Origin of the sequence: Variovorax endophyticus (genome assembly GCF_025376855.1) — a bacterium.
Classification (GTDB): Bacteria; Pseudomonadota; Gammaproteobacteria; order Burkholderiales; family Burkholderiaceae_C; genus Variovorax.
This window is the reverse complement of record NZ_JAHUTH010000028.1, coordinates 65,021-82,734: the sequence shown is the minus strand read 5'-3', so window position 1 is coordinate 82,734 and position 17,714 is coordinate 65,021. Positions and strand designations below refer to the sequence as shown.

Annotated in this window: 16 protein-coding genes and 2 pseudogenes; 15 read left to right on the top strand and 3 right to left on the bottom strand. The window is 69.8% G+C overall.

Annotated features, from left to right (window positions below; genetic code table 11):
• Positions 1-32 precede the first annotated feature (32 nt).
• A complete protein-coding gene (locus KV106_RS30115; RefSeq protein ID WP_261214638.1) occupies positions 33-530 on the top strand; it encodes a MarR family winged helix-turn-helix transcriptional regulator in 498 nt (165 codons plus the stop codon).
• A gap of 5 nt (positions 531-535) precedes the next feature.
• On the opposite strand, the gene KV106_RS30110 is transcribed toward KV106_RS30115, so the two are convergent.
• Positions 536-1,015 carry an SRPBCC family protein gene (locus tag KV106_RS30110; protein WP_261214636.1) on the bottom strand — a complete coding sequence of 160 codons (480 nt, stop codon included), beginning with the start codon at positions 1,013-1,015 and terminating at the stop codon, positions 536-538.
• Between the two features lie 175 nt (positions 1,016-1,190).
• Between KV106_RS30110 and KV106_RS30105 the strand changes: the two genes are divergently transcribed.
• The 9 genes from KV106_RS30105 to KV106_RS30065 all read left to right on the top strand — a co-directional run bounded on the left by KV106_RS30105 (position 1,191) and on the right by KV106_RS30065 (position 10,645).
• Positions 1,191-2,174: a helix-turn-helix domain-containing protein gene (locus KV106_RS30105; RefSeq protein WP_057590106.1), complete on the top strand. Its 984-nt coding sequence runs from the start codon at positions 1,191-1,193 to the stop codon at positions 2,172-2,174.
• Between the two features lie 104 nt (positions 2,175-2,278).
• Entirely contained in the window at positions 2,279-3,736 is a 1,458-nt protein-coding gene (locus KV106_RS30100; protein ID WP_261214633.1) for an amidase, read from the top strand.
• A gap of 41 nt (positions 3,737-3,777) precedes the next feature.
• Complete coding sequence (locus tag KV106_RS30095) at positions 3,778-4,761, top strand: Bug family tripartite tricarboxylate transporter substrate binding protein (RefSeq protein WP_057598043.1); 984 nt, start codon at positions 3,778-3,780, stop codon at positions 4,759-4,761.
• A 104-nt stretch (positions 4,762-4,865) separates the two neighbouring features.
• Positions 4,866-6,173: an ABC transporter substrate-binding protein gene (locus KV106_RS30090; RefSeq protein ID WP_261214625.1), complete on the top strand. Its 1,308-nt coding sequence runs from the start codon at positions 4,866-4,868 to the stop codon at positions 6,171-6,173.
• An 11-nt stretch (positions 6,174-6,184) separates the two neighbouring features.
• On the top strand, positions 6,185-6,934 hold the full coding sequence (locus tag KV106_RS30085) for an ABC transporter ATP-binding protein (RefSeq protein WP_057590103.1): 750 nt from the start codon (positions 6,185-6,187) through the stop codon (positions 6,932-6,934).
• A complete protein-coding gene (locus KV106_RS30080; protein ID WP_261214622.1) occupies positions 6,921-7,619 on the top strand; it encodes an ABC transporter ATP-binding protein in 699 nt (232 codons plus the stop codon). The genes KV106_RS30085 and KV106_RS30080 overlap by 14 nt, the downstream gene beginning before the upstream one ends.
• A gap of 10 nt (positions 7,620-7,629) precedes the next feature.
• Positions 7,630-8,496, top strand: coding sequence for a branched-chain amino acid ABC transporter permease (locus tag KV106_RS30075; RefSeq protein WP_057590101.1), 867 nt, complete (start codon positions 7,630-7,632; stop codon positions 8,494-8,496).
• A gap of 6 nt (positions 8,497-8,502) precedes the next feature.
• Positions 8,503-9,561: a branched-chain amino acid ABC transporter permease gene (locus KV106_RS30070; RefSeq protein ID WP_057590100.1), complete on the top strand. Its 1,059-nt coding sequence runs from the start codon at positions 8,503-8,505 to the stop codon at positions 9,559-9,561.
• Positions 9,533-10,645, top strand: coding sequence for a class II histone deacetylase (locus KV106_RS30065; RefSeq protein WP_261214618.1), 1,113 nt, complete (start codon positions 9,533-9,535; stop codon positions 10,643-10,645). The genes KV106_RS30070 and KV106_RS30065 overlap by 29 nt, the downstream gene beginning before the upstream one ends.
• A gap of 34 nt (positions 10,646-10,679) precedes the next feature.
• On the opposite strand, the pseudogene KV106_RS30060 reads toward KV106_RS30065, so the two are convergent.
• Positions 10,680-11,241 (bottom strand): annotated as a pseudogene (locus KV106_RS30060) (helix-turn-helix domain-containing protein); the annotation flags it as partial.
• Between the two features lie 288 nt (positions 11,242-11,529).
• Positions 11,530-11,838: pseudogene (locus KV106_RS30055) on the bottom strand (molybdopterin cofactor-binding domain-containing protein); the annotation flags it as partial.
• Between the two features lie 239 nt (positions 11,839-12,077).
• On the opposite strand from KV106_RS30055, the gene KV106_RS30050 reads away from it, so the two are divergent.
• The 5 genes from KV106_RS30050 (at position 12,078) to KV106_RS30030 (ending at position 17,710) form a co-directional block, all read left to right on the top strand.
• On the top strand, positions 12,078-13,136 hold the full coding sequence (locus tag KV106_RS30050) for a porin (protein ID WP_057590097.1): 1,059 nt from the start codon (positions 12,078-12,080) through the stop codon (positions 13,134-13,136).
• A 210-nt stretch (positions 13,137-13,346) separates the two neighbouring features.
• Complete coding sequence (locus KV106_RS30045; RefSeq protein ID WP_057590096.1) at positions 13,347-14,588, top strand: MFS transporter; 1,242 nt, start codon at positions 13,347-13,349, stop codon at positions 14,586-14,588.
• Positions 14,585-15,496, top strand: a complete 912-nt coding sequence (locus KV106_RS30040; protein WP_261214615.1) for a dihydroorotate dehydrogenase electron transfer subunit — start codon at positions 14,585-14,587, stop codon at positions 15,494-15,496. The genes KV106_RS30045 and KV106_RS30040 overlap by 4 nt, the downstream gene beginning before the upstream one ends.
• Complete coding sequence (locus tag KV106_RS30035; protein WP_057590095.1) at positions 15,489-16,439, top strand: dihydroorotate dehydrogenase; 951 nt, start codon at positions 15,489-15,491, stop codon at positions 16,437-16,439. The genes KV106_RS30040 and KV106_RS30035 overlap by 8 nt, the downstream gene beginning before the upstream one ends.
• 14 nt (positions 16,440-16,453) lie before the next feature.
• Positions 16,454-17,710: a hydantoinase/carbamoylase family amidase gene (locus KV106_RS30030; protein WP_057590094.1), complete on the top strand. Its 1,257-nt coding sequence runs from the start codon at positions 16,454-16,456 to the stop codon at positions 17,708-17,710.
• Positions 17,711-17,714: the final 4 nt, after the last annotated feature.

The window sequence follows — 17,714 nt, the reverse complement described above, 5'->3', positions numbered from 1 at the left end:
CTGTCCGCGCACTCCACCTCCTCACTCGCACCGTGCCCCGTTCACGCAACTCCTCGCCGCCGCGCTCGATCGCCGATGCCTTCGACCTCGAGACCTTCCTGCCGTTCCAGCTCTCGGTGGTCGCCAATCGCGTGAGCCAGTCGGTGGGCCAGGCGATCGCCGGCCGCTTCGCGCTGCAGATCCCCGAGTGGCGCATCGTGGTGGTGCTCGGCAAGTACGGCGCGCTGTCGGCGCTCGAGATCGCGCGCAAGACCAGCATGGACAAGGCACGCGTGAGCCGCGCGCAGCATCGGCTGGTCGATCTCGGCCTGGCCAACATGCACCCTTCCGCCGAGGACCGGCGCAAGGTCATCGTCTCGCTGGAAGAGGAAGGCCTCGCGCTCTACCGCGACATGGTGCCGCTCGCGCACGACACCGCGCAGCGGCTGTTCGCGCAGCTCTCGGCCGACGAGCGGCGCGTGCTGCAGGCCCTCGTGCAGAAGCTGTTCGACAGCACCTCGGGTTTCGAGCCCAGCGGCGAGCTCGAGTAGGCGGGTTACAGGCCCTGGAGGTAGTGGGCCTTCTGCGCGGGGTAGTAGTCGCCGAAGGACGGCAGCGCGCGGCCCTCGCGCGCGGCGACCAGCATGTCGAGGTAGTACTCCCAGCCCGGTCCCACCTCTGCCGCGAGCGCGGGATCGCTCAGTCGCTGCACGAAGCGCAGCGTGGTGACGTCGTTCTCCTGCGCGAGCGTCAGCTCCATGCGCCACTCACCGAACTCGTCCACGGTCGCCACCGCGAGGCGATGTGGCGCCTCGCAGGCATCGATCCTCAGGTCGGTCCAGGGCTGGTCCTTTTCGTGCACCAGCTGGAGCCGCACCGTCATGCCCTGGCCGGCCTCGCCTTCCCAGGGTCCGAACCAGAGCGCGGTCTTCTCGGGCCTCGTGATGCTGGCCCAGACGTCGTCGATGGGCGCGCGAAACCTGCGCTCGATGATCAGGTCGTTTCCTTGAAGCCGGCCGGTGGCTTGGGGGCTCATGCAGTCTCCTGGCGTTCGTGGATCGCCAGGCATTCTCTTCGGGTCGCACGGATCCGATGGCATTCGGACCTGGGCGCCGAGGGTTTCTCCCGGTGCTTTGAGATCGTTGTCAACGAAACAATCTGGTCTGGAGCTTGCTTCGGTCCAGGGGATCCCCGTCCCGTGGATATCCGCCATGAACTGCCAGACCGCCTCCACCCCCCGCCTTCCCATCGAGCGCTGGACCCTCACCACGCACGACATCGACGCCTATGCCAGCAGCCAGAGCGGCTGGCACCTGGAGTGCGACATGCTCTCGGGCGGCAGCTTCGCGGGCTTTCTCGACCATGTGCAGCTGCCGGGCCTGCGGCTGGTGCGCGAGACCACCAACCGCGCGCTGCGCCAGCACGGCGAGATGAATCCGGAGTGCTGCGGCTTCGCGCTGACCTGCCGGCAGGAGGGCGAGGCGCGCTTCTCGGGCCAGCGGCTCGACACCGGATCGGTGATGGTCGGGCGCTGCGACGAGCTCGACCTGTGCAGTCCGCCGGGCTTCGAGCTGATGGGCATCGTGGTCGACAACGCGCTGCTGCGCTCGCTGGCCGAGCGCCTCGACGAGCGCGGCCCGCCGGCCTGGCTGGCGCGGCGCGTGGTGCTGCACTTCGACGACGCGACCATGCGCGCGCTGCGCGGCACGCTGCTCGGCGCCTTCGCCGCGCTCGACGCGATGCCCGCTCTGCTCGCCGACCCGACCGCCACCACGCAGCTGCGCGACGACGTGCTGCTGGCCTGGCTCGAGGCGCTGCCCGAGGACGTGGACCTGCGCGAGCTGCGCTCCACCGAGGCGCAGCGCCGCGTGGTGCGCCGTGCCTGCGAGCTGATGATGTCGCGGCCCGACGAGCCGCTGTCGATGCTCGAGGTCTGCAGCCGCATCGGCGCGAGTCAGCGCAAGCTCAACTACTGCTTCCAGGAAACGCTGGGCCTGAGCCCTGCGCGCTACCTCAGGGCGTTGCGCCTCAACGGCGTGCGGCGCGAGCTCAAGCGCCTCGGTGCCGGCTCGGTGCAGGACGTCGCGGCGCACTGGGGCTTCTGGCACCTGAGCCAGTTCGCGACCGACTACCGGCGCCAGTTCGGCGAGCTGCCGTCGCAGACGCTGCGTGGCGCGGCGCTGATGCACCACTGAAGGGCCCACCGGGCGACCCAGGGGAATCCCGGGGGCCGCGGCACGCCAGGTTTGCCAATTCTTGATATCCGCTTCGCGGCGCGATCGCTATCGTCGATCGCCATATGTCGTCCTTTCCGTCCACCTTGCCGAGCGCCCGCGCGCTCGCCGCCGCGCTGAAGCGCCGCGAGCTGTCGTGCCGCGAACTGATGCAGGCCTGCCTGGCGCGCATCGAGAGCCTCAACCCGAAGGTCAATGCGCTGGTCTCGCTGCAGCCGCCCGAACGGATGCTGCGCGAGGCCGATGCCTGCGACGAGCAGCTGGCGCGCGGCGAGCCGGTGGGCCGGCTGCACGGCTTTCCGATGGCGCCCAAGGACTTCGTGGCCACCGCCGGCATTCCCACCACCATGGGCAGCCCGCTGTTCGCCAACCAGCTCGTGCCGCACGACGCGATCATGGTCGAGCGGCTGCGCCGCGCCGGCGCGATCTTCGTCGGGCGCAGCAACACGCCCGAGTTCGGCCTGGGCTCGCACACCTACAACACGGTGTTCGGCACCACGCGCAACGCCTGGAACCTCGACCGCGCGGCCGGCGGCAGCAGCGGCGGTGCCGCGGTGGCGCTTGCGCTGCAGATGCTGCCCGTGGCCGACGGCAGCGACATGATGGGTTCGCTGCGCAATCCGGCGGCCTGGAACCATGTCTACGGTCTGCGGCCCTCGCTGGGCAGCGTGCCGACCGGGCCCGGCCCCGAGCTGTTCTTCCAGCAACTGGGTTGCGAAGGGCCGATGGGCCGCACGCCCGAGGACGTGGCCTGGCTGCTGTCGGTGCAGGCCGGCCACGATCCGCGCTCGCCGCTGAGCCTGGCCGGCGACGGCGAGGCCTTCGCGCAGCCGCTCGATGCCGAGCTGCGCGGCACGCGCGTGGCCTGGCTCGGCGACCTCGGCGGCCACCTGGCGATGGACCCCGGCGTGATGGCGCTGTGCGAGGCGGCGCTGCGCCACTTCGACACCCTGGGCTGCACGGTCGAGCCGGCCGTGCCCGATTTCGACTTCGACGCGCTGTGGACCGCCTGGCTGCGCCTGCGCGGCTTCATCGTGGCCGGCGCGCTGCGGGGCCTGCATGCCGATCCGGCGCTGCGCGCGAAGCTCAAGCCCGAGGCCTGCTGGGAGATCGAGCAGGGCCAGCGGCTGGCCGTGCCCGCGCTGCACGAGGCCGCGGTCACGCGCACACGGTGGCATGCCACGCTGCTGAAGCTGTTCGAGCGCTTCGACGTGCTGGTGCTGCCGGCCGCGCAGGCCTTTCCGCTGCCGGCCGAGCTGCACTGGCCGCGCGAGGTCGGCGGCCGCGCGATGGACACCTACCACCGCTGGATGGAAGTGACCATCGGCCCCTCGCTCGCGGGCCTGCCCGCGATGGCGGTGCCGGCCGGCTTCTCGCCCGACGGCGCGACGCGCGGCCTGCCGATGGGCCTGCAGCTGATCGGCCGGCCCGGCGCCGACCTCGAGGTGCTGCGGCTCGCGCACGGCTGGCACCAGGCCGTGCCCTTCGCCGATGCGCGCTCGCCGCTATTGGCCGTGGCCTGAATTTCCGAGAACAGACAACAACCACCCGAGGAGTAAAGCGCATGCGCAGACGTTCGATGATCGGTGCCGGCCTGGCGGCCGGCCTGTCCACCATGGCCGGCTCCGTCCTGGCCCAGGGGCTGGCCGGCAAGACCCTGAACCTGATCGTTCCCTACCCGGCCGGCGGCGGCTCCGACATCAACGCGCGGCTGGCCGCGCCCGAGCTGTCGCGGCTGCTGGGCCAGCCGGCCGTGATCGACAACGTGCCCGGCGCCAGCGGATCGCTGGGCGTGATGAAGGCCGCCAACGGCGCGGCCGACGGCTCGGTGCTGCTGATGGGCTCGCCGATGGAGCTGATGCTCACGCCGCTCACGCTCGCGAGCGCGCGCTACAAGGCCGAGGACTTCCGCCCCATCGGCATGATGGCCGTGACCTCGATGGTGCTGCTGGCGCGCAAGGACCTGGGCCCGGGCAGCGTCGACGAGCTGATCGCGCAGCTGCGCAAGCCCGACGCCAAGGAGCTGAGCTACGGCAGCATCGGCCCGGGCTCGCTCTACCACCTGCTGGGCGAGCGCTTCACGCAGCAGACCGGCACGAAGATGCTGCACGTGCCCTACAAGGGCTTCGCGCCGATCATCAACGACCTGCTCGGCGGCCAGATCGACCTGGTGTTCGCGCCGCTGGCCGGCAACGTGCCCGACCTGCTGGACGCCGGCAAGGTCAAGGCGCTGGGCATCGCGGCCGCCACGCCGCACGAGCGCTTCGGCGCCATTCCGCTGATCCGCGCCAGCAAGGGGCTCGACGACTTCGTCTACAGCCTCTGGGCCGGCGCGCAGGTGTCGCAGCGCGTGCCCGAGGAGACGCAGCAGCGGCTGCACGTGGCCTTCAACGAGATGATGCGCAAGCCCGAACTGCGCCGCGCCATCGAGCTCGGCGGCAGCAAGGTGGCGCCCGAGCAGACGCTGGCCGAGCTGCGCCGCGGCTACCAGGCCGACGTGGAGCGCTACCGCGCGATCGCCAAGTCGGTCAACCTGCGCCCCGAATGAGGGCGGCGGCTGCGGCCTGCGATTTGCCAGTTTTCGATAACGGCGAGCCGGCGCGCGGAGGGAGGATGCGGCCCTGTCCATCCTCCATCGCCAAGGAGCATTCCATGCCCGCCGCTTTCCCTTTTGCAGCCTCCGGCGCGCTGACGCGCCGCCAACTCGTCATCGGCGGCGGCGCGGCCGCGCTGGCCGGCGTGCCCGCGCTGTCGCACGCGCAGTCTAAGACGATCAAGATCGGCTACCTCACGACCTTGTCGGGCGTGCGCGCCAATTTCGGCGAGGCCGACCCCTGGAGCCTAGAGCGCGTGCGCGCCGCGCTGAAGGACGGTCTCACCATCGCGGGCACCAATTACAAGGTCGAGATCGTGGTGCGCGACACCCAGTCCGATGCCAACCGCGGCGCCACGATGTCGAGCGAGCTGCTGCTGCGCGAGAAGGTCGACCTGCTGCTGGTGCAGGACAGCGACGCCGCGCTCGCGGCCGGCCAGCTCTGCGACGTCAACGGCGTGCCGATGGTCTCGACCATGGGCCCGTGGCAGGCCATCACCTTCGGCCGGGGCTCCACGCCGCAGAAGGGCTTTCCGTTCTCGTTCCATTTCTTCTGGGGCGCCGACGACGTGCTGAAGAACTTCTTTGGCATGTGGGAGCCGCTGAAGGTGGAGCGCTCGCTGGGCACGCTCTACATCGACAACGGCCCGGGCCATGCCTTCGCCGATCCGACCAACGGCATCCCGGGCGGCGCGAAGCAGCGCGGCTACAAGGAGACCAACGGCGGCTTCTTCAAGATCGCGACCGACGACTTCAGCAACCAGGTCTCGAGCTTCAAGGCGGCGCGCGCGAATATCGTCTCGGGCTTCGCCTATGCCAACCACTTCGCCACCTTCTGGAAGCAGGCACAGCAGTCGGGCTACCGGCCCGAGGTGGTGACCATGGCGGCGGCCTTCCTGTTCCCGAGCGCGGTCGAGTCGCTGGGCGCGGCCGGCAACGGCATGTCGACCGAGGTCTGGTGGACGCCCAACTTCCCGTTCAAGTCCTCGCTGACCGGCCAGAGCGCCAAGGCACTGGCGGCCGACTGGGAGAGCTCCACCGGCAAGCAGTGGACCCAGCCCATCGGCTACGGCCATGCGCTGTTCGAGGTCGGCATCGCGGCGCTGAAGAACGCGACCAATCCAAAAGACAAGAAGGCGGTGCGCGATGCGCTGGCCAATCTGCAGCTCGACTCGGTGGTCGGGCGCATCGACTTCAAGGGCAGCCTGATCAAGAGCGTGGCCGTCACGCCGATGGTGGCGGGCCAGTGGCGCAAGACCGCCGCGGGCGCGAAGTTCCCGTACGAGCTGGTGATCACGCACAACAGCACCGCGAAGCAGATCCCGGTGGAAGACGAACTCAAGCTGCTGTCGCAGCTCAAGGCCTGAGCCCGCGACGCATGACCGATTGCCTCGTCATCGACGGCCTGTGCAAGCGCTACGGCGAGATCGTGGTGGCCGACGGCGTGTCGCTCGCGCTCGCGCGCGGCCAGTGCCTCGGCGTGGTCGGCCCCAACGGGGCCGGCAAGAGCTCGCTGTTCAACCTGATCACCGGCGTGGCCGTGCCCGATGCCGGCAGCATCCGGCTCGAGGGCCGCGAGCTGGTGGGCCTGCGCGCCGATGCGCGCGCGCGGCTGGGCGTGGCGCGCGCCTTCCAGATCCCGCAGCCCTTCGCGCACCTGAGCGCCTACGAGAACGCGCTGGCCGCCGCCAGCTTCGCGGCGCGGCTGCCGCGCGCGCAGGCCGCGCAGCTGGCCTGGGAGGTGCTCGAGCGCACCGGCCTGGCCGACCGCGCCGAGTTGCCCGCGGGCCGGCTGCCGCTGCTCGACCGCAAGAGGCTCGAGCTGGCCAAGGGCCTCGCGGCCCGGCCGCACCTGCTGCTGCTCGACGAGATCGCGGGCGGCCTGACCGAGGCCGAGGTGCAGCTGCTGGTCGCGCTCGTGCTCGAGCTCAAGCGCGACGTGGCGATGATCTGGATCGAGCACATCGCGCAGGCGCTGATGGCGGTGGCCGACCGCATCATGGTGCTGAACTTCGGCCGCAAGCTGCTCGAGGACGCGCCGGCCGCCGCGATGGCCAGCCGCGAGGTGCGCGAGATCTACATGGGCGTGGGAGAAGACGCAGAGGAGGCCGCCCATGCCGCTGCTTGAAGTGCGAGACCTCTGCAGCCACTATGGCGACCTGCAGGCGCTGTTCGACCTGTCGCTCGACGTGGGCGAGGGCGAGGCCACGGCGCTGATCGGCGCCAACGGGGCCGGCAAGTCCACGCTGATCCGCGCCATCGCGGGCCTGGGCCGGCGCAGCCGCGGCACGGTGCGCTTCGACGGCCAGGCCATCGAGGCCGAGCCGGCCGAGCGCATCGCGCGCCGCGGCATCGCGCTGGTGCCCGAGGGCCGGATGCTGTTCGCCTCGCTCACGGTGGAGGAGAACCTGCGCATGGGCGCGCTGTGCGGCCGGGCCGGCCACTGGAACCTGGCCACCGTCTATGCCCTGTTCCCGATCCTGCGCGAGTTCAGGCACCGGCCGTCCACGCGGCTGTCGGGCGGCCAGCAGCAGATGGTGAGCATCGGCCGCGCGCTGATGGCCAACCCGCGGCTGATGCTGTGCGACGAGATCTCGCTGGGCCTGGCGCCGGTGGTGGTCGCGCAGATCTACCGCGCCTTCGGCGACATCCAGGCGCAGGGCACGGCGCTGCTGGTCGTGGAGCAGGACGTGACGCGCGCCTGCCGCATCGCGCAGCGCGTGTACTGCCTGCTCAAGGGCCGCGTCACGCTGGCCGGCCCCGCGTCGGACTTCAGCGCGCAGCAGATCGCCAACGCCTACTTCGGGCACTGAGAAAAGCACCATGGCCTGGATCGAAACCCTCATCAACGGCGTGCTGCTCGGCGGCCTCTATGCGCTCTTCGGCCTCGGGCTGGCGCTGGTCTTCGGCGTGATGCGCATGGTCAACCTCGCGCACGGCGAGTTCGTCGTGCTCGCGGCCTACTTCGCGGTGTTCCTGGCCGCGCAGTTTCCGCAGGTGTCGCCGCTGCTGCTGCTGGTGCCGGTGGCGCTGGCCGCCTTCGGCACCGGCTACCTGCTGCAGCGGCTGCTGCTCAACCGCGCGGTGGCGACCGACGATCCGCTCACGCCCGTGCTGGTGACCTTCGGCATCGCGGTGGTGCTGCGCAACCTGATGGTCGAGCTGTTCGGCGCCGACCCGCGCGCGCTCGACGGCGGCGCGCTGGCCACGGCCGGCTTCGAGATCGGCGGCCTGCGCATCGGCTGGTATCCGGTGCTGGTGCTGGGGCTCGCGGTGCTGGCCTTCGGCGCGCTGCAGTGGCTGCTGCGGCACTCGCGCTTCGGCCTGATCGTGCGCGCCACCTCCGACCACCGCGAGATCGTGCGCACCATGGGCGTGCGGCCGCGCCATGTGTATGGCGTGGTCATGGGGCTGTCGCTGGCCTTCGCCTCGGTGGCGGGGCTGCTGCTGGCGCTGCGCAGTTCGTTCACGCCGTTCTCGGGCGTGGAGCGGCTGCTCGGCGCCTTCGAGGTCGTGATCATCGGCGGCATGGGCTCGTTCTGGGGCGCGCTGGCCGGCGGCATCGCGCTGGGCGTGGCGCAGCTCGCGGGGCAGCGCCTCGATTCCAACGCGGGCGCGCTCTATGCGCACCTGCTGTTCTTCATCGTCCTGATGGTGCGCCCGAACGGCATCGCGGGCCAACGGGCCTGACAGCCGATGCGCAACCCGTCTCTTCTTCCCTCGATCGGCTTCCTTGCGGCGGCCCTCGCCATCGCCTTCGCGCCCACGGTGGCTGATGCGGGCCTGCTGCGCCTGCTGAGCGAGGTGCTCCTGGTGCTGGCCATGGCCCAGATGTGGAACCTGCTGGCCGGCTACACCGGCCTGGTGTCGATGGGGCACCAGGCCTTCGTCGGCATCGGCGCCTACCTGGTGTTCGTGGTCTCCGACCGGCTCGAGCTCTCGCCCTACTGGATGGTGCCGCTGGCCGGCGTCGGCGCGGCGCTGCTGGCGGCCGCGGTGGCGCCGCTGATGTTCAGGCTGCGCGATGCCTACTTCTCGATCGGCATGTGGGTGCTGGCCGAGATCGTGCGGCTGCTGGTCGCCAAGTTCCCGCTGTTCGGTGGCGAATCGGGCGTGCCGCTGCAGGCGGTGCGGCTGGTCGATGCCGAGACCTTCCAGCGCAACGCGTTCTGGATCTCGGGCGCAATCGGCCTCGCGGCCGTGGCCGGCGTCTACCTGCTGATGCGCTCGCCCTTCGGCCTGGGGCTGATGGCGGTGCGCGACAACGAGCTGGCCGCCACCAGCATCGGCGTGAACGTCTGGCGCAACCGCTTCATCGCCTTCGTGCTCTCGGGCCTGGGCTTCGGGCTGGCCGGCGGCGCGCATTTCATGGGCACGATGTTCGTCTCGCCCGACTCGGCCTTCGACATCAACTGGGTCGTGACCGCGATGTTCATCGTCATCATCGGCGGCATCGGCACCATCGAGGGCCCGCTGATCGGCACGTTGATCTACTTCGGCCTGCGCGAGCTGTTCAACACCTGGTTCGCGATGTCGGGCGGCTGGTACCTGATCGCCATGGGCAGCATCGCGGTGGCCGTGATGCTGCTGGCGCCGCGCGGCCTCTGGGGCCTGGCGCGCGAGCGCTGGGGCTGGCGCGGCCTGAGCGTGCAGCGCCATCCGCCGCACGGGGCGGCATCGATTTCTTCCTCTTCTTCCATTTCCCACACCATCGAGGACGCAACGCATGAAGAACACCGCCTTCTTTCACGATGAACGCACCTTCTGGCACGTGCCGGGCGGGCTGCACGCCCTGTTCCTGCCGGTCGGCGGCTGGGTCCAGCCCATGGCCGGCAGCGGCATGGCCGAGTCGCCCGATTCCAAGCGCCGCATCAAGTCGCTGATGGACGTGTCGGGCCTGAGCGCGCAGCTCGACCTGCTGGGCGCGCCGATGGCGAGCGAGGAGGACCTGCGGCGCGTGCATCCCTCGAGCTATCTCGAGCAGTTCAAGGCCGCCAGCGATGCGGGCGGCGGCGATCTCGGCGAGGTCGCGCCCTTCGGTCCCGGCAGCTACGAGATCGCCAAGCTCTCGACCGGCCTGGCCATCGCCGCCATGGACAGCGTGCTGCAGGGCCGCCACCGCAACGCCTTCGCGCTCACGCGGCCGCCGGGCCACCACTGCCTGCGCGAGCACAGCATGGGCTTCTGCCTGTTCAACAACATCGCGGTGGCGATCGAGACCATGAAGGCGCGCCATGGCGTCAAGCGCGTGGCCGTGATCGACTGGGACGTGCACCACGGCAACGGCACGCAGGCGATCTTCTACGACCGCCCGGACGTGCTGACCGTCTCGCTGCACCAGGAGAACTGCTTCCCGCCCGGCTACAGCGGCGCCGAGGACCGCGGCGAGGGCGAGGGCCTGGGCTTTAACGTCAACGTGCCGCTGCAGCCCGGCGGCGGCCATGCGAGCTACATGTATGCCTTCGAGCGCATCGTGGCACCGGTGGTCGAGCGCTTCCGCCCCGAGCTGGTCGTGGTGGCCAGCGGCCTCGATGCCAACGCGGTCGACCCGCTCGCGCGCATGCAGCTGCATCCGGAATCGTTCCGCCAGATGATGAAGCAGGTCAACGCGCTCGCGGCGCGGCACAGCGAGGGCCGAGTGGTGGTGGTGCACGAGGGCGGCTATGCCGAGGCCTGCGTGCCCTTCTGCGGTCTCGCGGTGGTCGAGGAACTCTCGGGCCATCGCACCGAGGTGCAGGATCCGTTCACCGACTTCTTCGGCCTGCAGCAGCCCTCGGCGCGCTTCGATGCGTTCCAGCGCGGGCTGATCGACGAGATGGCGGCGCTGCACGGGCTCTGAGCGCGAGGCCGGCCGCGTTTCTCGTTGCCGGCGCTCAAAGCAGATCGGCGCGCAAATCGCGCACGCCGCGGCCCAGGCGTTCGCGCAGCAGCGCGCCGAGCGTGGAGCCGTCGGCATAGCCGACCTCGGCCGCGATGGCCTCGAGGTCGCTGCCATGCACCAGCGAGCGCGCGCGCTCGATCCGCAGGTCCTGGATGTAGGCCAGCGGCGACTTGCCGAGCACGGCCTGGCAGCGTCGCTGCAGCGTGCGCGGACTGGTCGCGAGCGCGCGCGCCGCCGTGTCGAGCGAGAAGCCCTGCTCGAGGTTGTCGCGCGCCCAGCGCTCGAAGCGCAGGATCGCGGGGTCGCGGGGTCGCGGGGTCGGCCTGCGCGAGATGGTGGGGCACGATGTACGGCGCCTGCGAGGAGCGCAGGTCTGCGAGCAGGTAGCGCGAGACCATGGCCGCGAGCTCGGGGCTGGCCTGCTAGATCAGCCACAGTGCCAGATCGAGGTGCCCCATCGCCGCGCCGGCCGTCACCACCCGGCCCGAGGGCACCAGCATGCGCGATTCGTCGAGAGCGACCTTCGGATAGCGCTGGCGGAACAGCGGGCCTAGCCACCTCGCAGGCATCGGGCCGCACGTGCACGGTGCAGTTCACCGGCTCCATCGGCGCCTGCGCGAGCAAGGGTTGCTGGTAGACCGCATCGACTGTCCGCGCGGCGCCGCGCGCGGCGGCCACCGTGTCGCCTTCCTTGCGCGCCACGGCGCCGGTGCGCGACGAGGCGCTGGCCAGCGCGGCGATCAGCTTCTCGGTCGAGTAGTCCGTGTTGGCGCCTTCGTCCCAGCGGATCTCGAGCGCGGCCAGGCCCTTGCGCGCCGCACCCATGTGGTCGGCCACCACCGCGCCTCGACCAGCAGCAGCCGGGCCGTGGCGCCGGCGCGGCGCATCGGCTCCCAGGTGCTGCGCACCGAGGTCGAGCCGCCCGTGATCTGCCCGCCGGTCAGCGGGTTCGAATAGCGCGTCTCGTCGGCGGGCGCGTGTTCGAGGCGAACGTGCCGAGGATCGATCTCGAGCTCCTCCGCGATCAGCAGCGCGAGGGCGGTGTAGATCCCCTGGCCCATCTCCACGCGCGGCATCACCAGCGTGACGAGGCCGTCGGTGCCGATGCGGACCACGGCGTTGGGCGCGAAGGCCTCGGGCCGGCCGGTCTCTTCGTCCCCGCGTCGAGCGCACGCGAATAGCGCGAAAGCGCTCGGCCCCGACCGCTCGAAAACCCTTGGCATCGATCTTGCGGAATCGCGCCAGAATCCAGTCTCGTTTTTGATCCTGGTTTCTTAAATAGTGCTTTTTGGTCGGGAATGCCGATTTTTCGAGGCGATGCGCCTCATGGCGGTGCACCCGCGCCAGAGCCACCGATCCATTCCCTCGAGTTTTGAGAAGTGAGCCACCTATGAAGAGTCTTGTAGTTGCCGCCGTCGCGCTGTCGACGGCTTGCTGCGCCTGCGCGCAGAGCAGTGTGTCGGTGCAGGGATTGATCGACGAGTACGCGGGATCGATGCGTTACGCGGGTGATCTCGGCCGCACCAAGGTCCTCGGAAGCGGCGGCATGACCACCTCGTTCTTCGGCTTCGCCGGCGGCGAGGACCTGGGCGGCGGGCTCAAGGCCTACTTCGCACTCAATTCCTTCTTTCGCGCCGACGCCGGCAAATCGGGCCGCTTCGATGGCGACCCCTACTTCGCGCGCGATGCCAACGTCGGCATCGCCGGTGCCTACGGCAGCCTGCAGCTCGGGCGCGCCGCGGCGCCGAACTTCATTCCGACGGTGCTGGTCAATCCCTTCGGCAACTCCTTCGCGTTCTCGCCGCTGGTGCTGCATGCCAACGTCAACACCGCGCGCTGGCTGTACCGCACCTCGCCGTCCGACACCGGCTGGAGCAACCAGCTCATCTACAGCACGCCGAACTTCGGCGGCCTGCGCGTGAACCTGCACTACCAGTTCGGCGAACAGTCCAGCGACACCGGCTACAAGGGCAAGAACAACACCGGCATCAGCGCGAGTTACGTCAGCGGGCCGCTCACGGTCGCGGGCTTCTACGAGCGCGATCAGATCTCCAACCCGGTCAACCCGGGCGTCATCACCGCCACGGTCGCCGGCGCGGTGGTGCCCACCACGTGCAAGGACTGGATGCTGGGCGGGGCCTACGACTTCGGCCTGCTCAAGGCCTATGCAAGCTACGGCCGGTCGAAGGCCGAGGTGACCGGCTATCGCGGGACCACGACTTCCCTCGGCGCCAGCGTGCCGGTCGGGTCGACCGCGGGGCAGATCCTCGCGGCCGTCGCGAGGACGAAGATCGCCGGCTCCTACGACGGCACCCGCACGACGGTGAGCCTGGCCTACGATCACTACCTGTCGAAGCGAACCGACGTCTATGCCGTCCTCATGCGCGATCTCGCGACCGCCATGGCGGGCGGCAATAGCTTCGGCGTCGGCATCCGCCACCGCTTCTAGCGGCCGCGCGAGCCGACGCCAGGCTCGATCCCCCGGTTTCCCTCGTTCCTTCCATCCATCACAGAGACAACCCGGTAAACTTTTTCTTGATTGATATCTTTTTCGATACTAGTATCGCAAATGAGCGAAACGGACTCCATGTCGAGACCGTTTCCATGGCCCATCCATCCGCCGGCGCCGGGCTTTCCGCGTCGAACCAGGAGTCCTGACGTGTCATCCACACTAGATTCGACCGCCTCCGCGCCGCGCGACGACGCCGTCTCGGGCTACGCCTGGAAGGCGCTGGCCGGTTCCGCCATCGGCTATGCGATGGACGGCTTCGACCTGCTGATCCTGGGCTTCATGCTCACGGCCATCTCGGCCGACCTGCACCTCACGCCGGGCCAGGCCGGCTCGCTGGTGAGCTGGACGCTGGTGGGCGCCGTCGTCGGCGGCATCGTCTTCGGTTCGCTCAGCGATCACTTCGGGCGCATCCGCGTGATGACCTGGACCATCGTCCTGTTCGCGGTGTTCACCGGCCTCTGTGCCTTCGCGCAGGGCTACTGGGACCTGCTGGTCTACCGGACCATCGCGGGCATCGGCCTGGGCGGCGAGTTCGGCATCGGCATGGCGCTGGCGGCCGAGGCCTGGCCCGCCAGGCATCGGGCACGCGTGTCTTCCTATGTGGCGCTGGGCTGGCAGCTGGGCGTGCTGGGCGCCGCCTTGCTCACGCCGCTGCTGATGCCGCACATCGGCTGGCGCGGCATGTTCCTGGTCGGCGTCGTGCCCGCGCTCGTGGCCTGGGTGATCCGCAACAAGCTGCACGAGCCCGAGGTGTTCGTGCGCAAGCCCAAGGTCCGGGGCTCGCGCCTGAGGTCCTTCAAGCTGCTGGTCAAGGACGCGCGGACGACCCGCACCAGCCTGGGCATCGTCGTGCTGTGCGCGGTGCAGAACTTCGGCTACTACGGGATCATGATCTGGATGCCGAGCTTTCTGGCCAACAAGCTCGGCTTCAACCTCACGAAGTCGGCCATGTGGACCTCGGTGACCATCCTCGGGATGATGCTGGGCATCTTCGTCTTCGGCCAGCTGGCCGACCGCATCGGGCGCAAGCCGAGCTTCCTGCTGTTCCAGGCCGGTGCCGTGGCGATGGTGCTGGCGTACTCCCAGCTGTCCGACCCGGTCTCGCTGCTGTGGGTCGGTGCCGTGCTCGGCATGTTCGTCAACGGCATGCTGGGCGGCTACGGCGCGCTGATCTCCGAGGCCTATCCCACGGAAGCACGCGCCACGGCGCAGAACGTGCTGTTCAACCTCGGCCGCGGCATCGGCGGCTTCGGCCCGGTGGTGGTCGGCGCGATGGTCGCCGCCTACTCGTTCCAGATCGCGATCGCGCTGCTCGCCGCGATCTACCTGGTCGACATGGTCGCCACCTACTTCCTCATTCCCGAACTCAAGGGCAAGGAGCTCGAATGATGCTCGCCGCCATCGACCACCAGTCGCCCGCGTGCAGGCCCGTGCATCCGCCGGTGCCTCAGGGTGAAGGCGCCTGCTTCCAGCGCAACGCGCAATCCGTGGCCTCGTATCGCTGCGAGGTCGCCGAGCACCGCTGGGTCAACGACCGGTACAAGTACCTGAAGCTCAGCGCGCCGGCCGACCTGGCGGGCGCGACCAGGCCCGGGCAGTTCTACCAACTGAAGTGCCCGACGACGAACGACCTCCAGCCCTTCCTGCTGCGCCCGATGAGCGTCTACGGCGTGGGGCCGGAGGCGGGCACGATCGAGTTCCTCTACAACGTCACCGGCACCGGAACCCACGCACTGGCCTCGCTGCCCGTCGGCGGCGCGATGGACATCGTCGGCCCGCTGGGCAACACCTTCACGCTGCCGCCGGGCGACGAACGCATCATGGTCGTCGCGCGCGGCGTCGGCCTGGCGACGATGGCGCCGCTGCTGCGGCAGGCGGCCAGGATGGGCATCGCGATCACGGCGGTGATGTCGGCGCGCGCGCCCAAGGACCTGATGCGCGACGAGTTCCTGCGCGGCGCCGAGGCGGACGTGCATTGCGTCTACGACTCCGACGGCAGCTCCTCGGTGGAGGCCATGGACACGCTGGTGCGCCGGCTGCTCGGCGAACGGCACCACGACGCCGTCTACACCTGCGGCTCGCACCGCGTGCTGATGCTGCTGCAACGCATCCTCGCCGACCATCCGGCCACCCGCGGCGAGGTGGCGATGGAACAGCGCATGGCCTGCGGCATGGGCGTGTGCCTGTCCTGCGTCCGGCTGTTCGACCGCGCGGGCGACAAGCAATTCCTGCGCGTCTGCCGTGAAGGTCCCGTGTTTCCCATCGGCGACGTGGTCGGGGAGGTGGAGTTTGGCTGATCTCAACGTCAGGGTCGGCGACGTCGGCCTGCGCAACCCGGTCATGCCGGCCTCGGGCTGCTTCGCCATCGAGTACGCGGAAGCGCTCGACTTCAACCGGCTGGGCGCGCTGGTGATCAAGAGCGTCTCGCCCAAGAGCCGTGCCGGCAACCCGACGCCGCGCGTGGCGGAAACCCGCGGCGGCATGCTCAACGCCATCGGCATTCCGAGCAAGGGCCTGGACTACTACCGCGAGACGGTGCTGCCGCCCTACACGCGCTTCGACACGCCCGTCGTGGTCTCGATCTCGGCGGACACGGTCGACGAGTTCGCCGACGCGGTGGCCGAGATGTCGCTGCCGGAAGTGGCGGTGATCGAGGCCAACATCTCCTGCCCCAACCTCGAGGCCGACGGCATGGCCTTCGCGATGACGCCCGAGACCACCTACAAGGTCGTGAGCGCAATCCGCCGCCGCACCCATCATCCCGTGTGGGCCAAGCTCACGCCCAATGCCTCGCATGTGGCAACGGTCGCGAGGGCCGCGGAAGAAGCCGGCGCCGATGCGCTCGTGATGGGCAACACGGTGCTGGCCATGTCGATCGACGTGCGCACCCGCAAGCCCATGCTCGGCAACGTGATGGGGGGGCTGTCGGGGCCGGCCATCAAGCCGATCGCGCTGCGCATGGTGCACCAGTGCTATCGCAGCGTGCGCATCCCGGTCATCGGCTGCGGCGGCATCGCGAGCGCGCACGACGCGGTCGAGTTCATGCTGGCCGGCGCGAGCGCGGTTCAGGTCGGCACGGCCTCCTTCATCGACCCCGGGGTGATGCAGAAGATCATCGACGGCCTGGTCGTGTACTGCGACGAGATGGGTGTGAAGAAAATCCGCGACCTGACCGGCCAGGTCAAGCTCGATCGCCAGCTCTCGGACCGCTGGCTGCGCTTCGCGCAGCAGTCGGGCTAGGGAGGGCAAGGACGATGAGCCTGCCGGGACTTCGCCCCATGGCCGAGAAGCTGTTCTCCGACGTGCGCGAGCTGACCTTCGACGGGGTCGGCGTCACGCGGCAGAGCTACGGCCGCGGCGAATCGGACACCGCCGACTATCTGCGCGCCTTCGCCGCGAGCGAAGGGCTCGAGGTCCGCGCCGACCGGGCCGCGAACCTCGTGTTCGGCCTGCCGCAGACCGCGGCGGCGAGCGCGGTCACGTGGTGCGGATCGCACATCGACTCGGTGCCGCAGGGCGGCAACTTCGACGGCTATGCGGGCGTGGTCGCGGGCCTCCTGTGTCTCGTCGCGCAGAAGGCCGGCGGCACGCCCTACGCGCGCCCGCTCGAGGTGATCGCGTTTCGCGGCGAGGAGAGCGCCTGGTTCGGCAAGGCCTACATGGGCTCCGGCGCGCTGTTCGGCAAGCTCAGCGAGAGCGACCTCGCGCTCAAGCAGCGCACCACCGGCGAATCGATGGAGGCCTGCATGCGCCGCTGCGGCGCCGACGTGGAGGCGATCCGCGCGCAGCAGCCGCTGCTCGACAAGGCGCGGATCAAGGCCTACCTCGAGCTGCACATCGAGCAGGGGCCGGTGATGGTCGCGCGCCAGCTCCCGCTGGCCGTGGTCTCGGGCATCCGCGGCAACGTGCGGCACAACCGCGTGGTCTGCCACGGCGACGCGCAGCATTCGGGCGTGGTGCCGCGCTGGCTGCGCCACGACGCCATGTTCGCAGTCGCCGACCTGATCATGCGCATCGACGAGCACTGGCGCGTGCTGTTGGAGCGCGGCACCGACCTGGTCGTGACCACGGGCATCGTCAGCACCGATCCGGCCGAGCATTCGATCTCGCGCATTCCGGGGCAGGTGAGCTTCAGCCTCGAGGCGCGCAGCAAGAGCACGGACACGCTCGAGGCCTTCTACCAGCTGATGCGCGCCGAATGCGGCTCGATCGAGCGCGAGCGCGGCGTGCGCTTCGAATTCGATCGGCGCCTGCTCAGCGATCCCGCGACCATGGACGAGGGCCTCTGCAGCGTGCTGTCCGAAGCCTGCGCCGCGCAAGAGGCGGCCTTCGAGCTCATTCCCAGCGGCGCGGGGCACGACGCCTCGCTGTTCGCCAATGCCGGCATCCCGAGCGGCATGTTGTTCGTGCGGAACCAGAACGGTTCGCACAACCCGAACGAAGCGATGGACATCGAGGATTTCATGCTCGGCGTCGGCGCGATGGATGCGGCCTTCGCCCGATTGAAGTGAGCCT

Excerpts from the sequence above, each read along its gene's own strand:
- KV106_RS30065 (WP_261214618.1), top strand. The coding sequence starts at position 9,533 with ATGAAGAACACCGCCTTCTTTCACGATGAACGCACCTTCTGGCACGTG.
- KV106_RS30050 (WP_057590097.1), top strand. The coding sequence starts at position 12,078 with ATGAAGAGTCTTGTAGTTGCCGCCGTCGCGCTGTCGACGGCTTGCTGC.
- KV106_RS30095 (WP_057598043.1), top strand. The coding sequence starts at position 3,778 with ATGCGCAGACGTTCGATGATCGGTGCCGGCCTGGCGGCCGGCCTGTCC.
- KV106_RS30030 (WP_057590094.1), top strand. The coding sequence starts at position 16,454 with ATGAGCCTGCCGGGACTTCGCCCCATGGCCGAGAAGCTGTTCTCCGAC.
- KV106_RS30070 (WP_057590100.1), top strand. The coding sequence starts at position 8,503 with ATGCGCAACCCGTCTCTTCTTCCCTCGATCGGCTTCCTTGCGGCGGCC.
- KV106_RS30110 (WP_261214636.1), bottom strand. The coding sequence starts at position 1,015 with ATGAGCCCCCAAGCCACCGGCCGGCTTCAAGGAAACGACCTGATCATC.
- KV106_RS30040 (WP_261214615.1), top strand. The coding sequence starts at position 14,585 with ATGATGCTCGCCGCCATCGACCACCAGTCGCCCGCGTGCAGGCCCGTG.
- KV106_RS30090 (WP_261214625.1), top strand. The coding sequence starts at position 4,866 with ATGCCCGCCGCTTTCCCTTTTGCAGCCTCCGGCGCGCTGACGCGCCGC.
- KV106_RS30085 (WP_057590103.1), top strand. The coding sequence starts at position 6,185 with ATGACCGATTGCCTCGTCATCGACGGCCTGTGCAAGCGCTACGGCGAG.
- KV106_RS30075 (WP_057590101.1), top strand. The coding sequence starts at position 7,630 with ATGGCCTGGATCGAAACCCTCATCAACGGCGTGCTGCTCGGCGGCCTC.
- KV106_RS30105 (WP_057590106.1), top strand. The coding sequence starts at position 1,191 with ATGAACTGCCAGACCGCCTCCACCCCCCGCCTTCCCATCGAGCGCTGG.
- KV106_RS30100 (WP_261214633.1), top strand. The coding sequence starts at position 2,279 with ATGTCGTCCTTTCCGTCCACCTTGCCGAGCGCCCGCGCGCTCGCCGCC.
- KV106_RS30080 (WP_261214622.1), top strand. The coding sequence starts at position 6,921 with ATGCCGCTGCTTGAAGTGCGAGACCTCTGCAGCCACTATGGCGACCTG.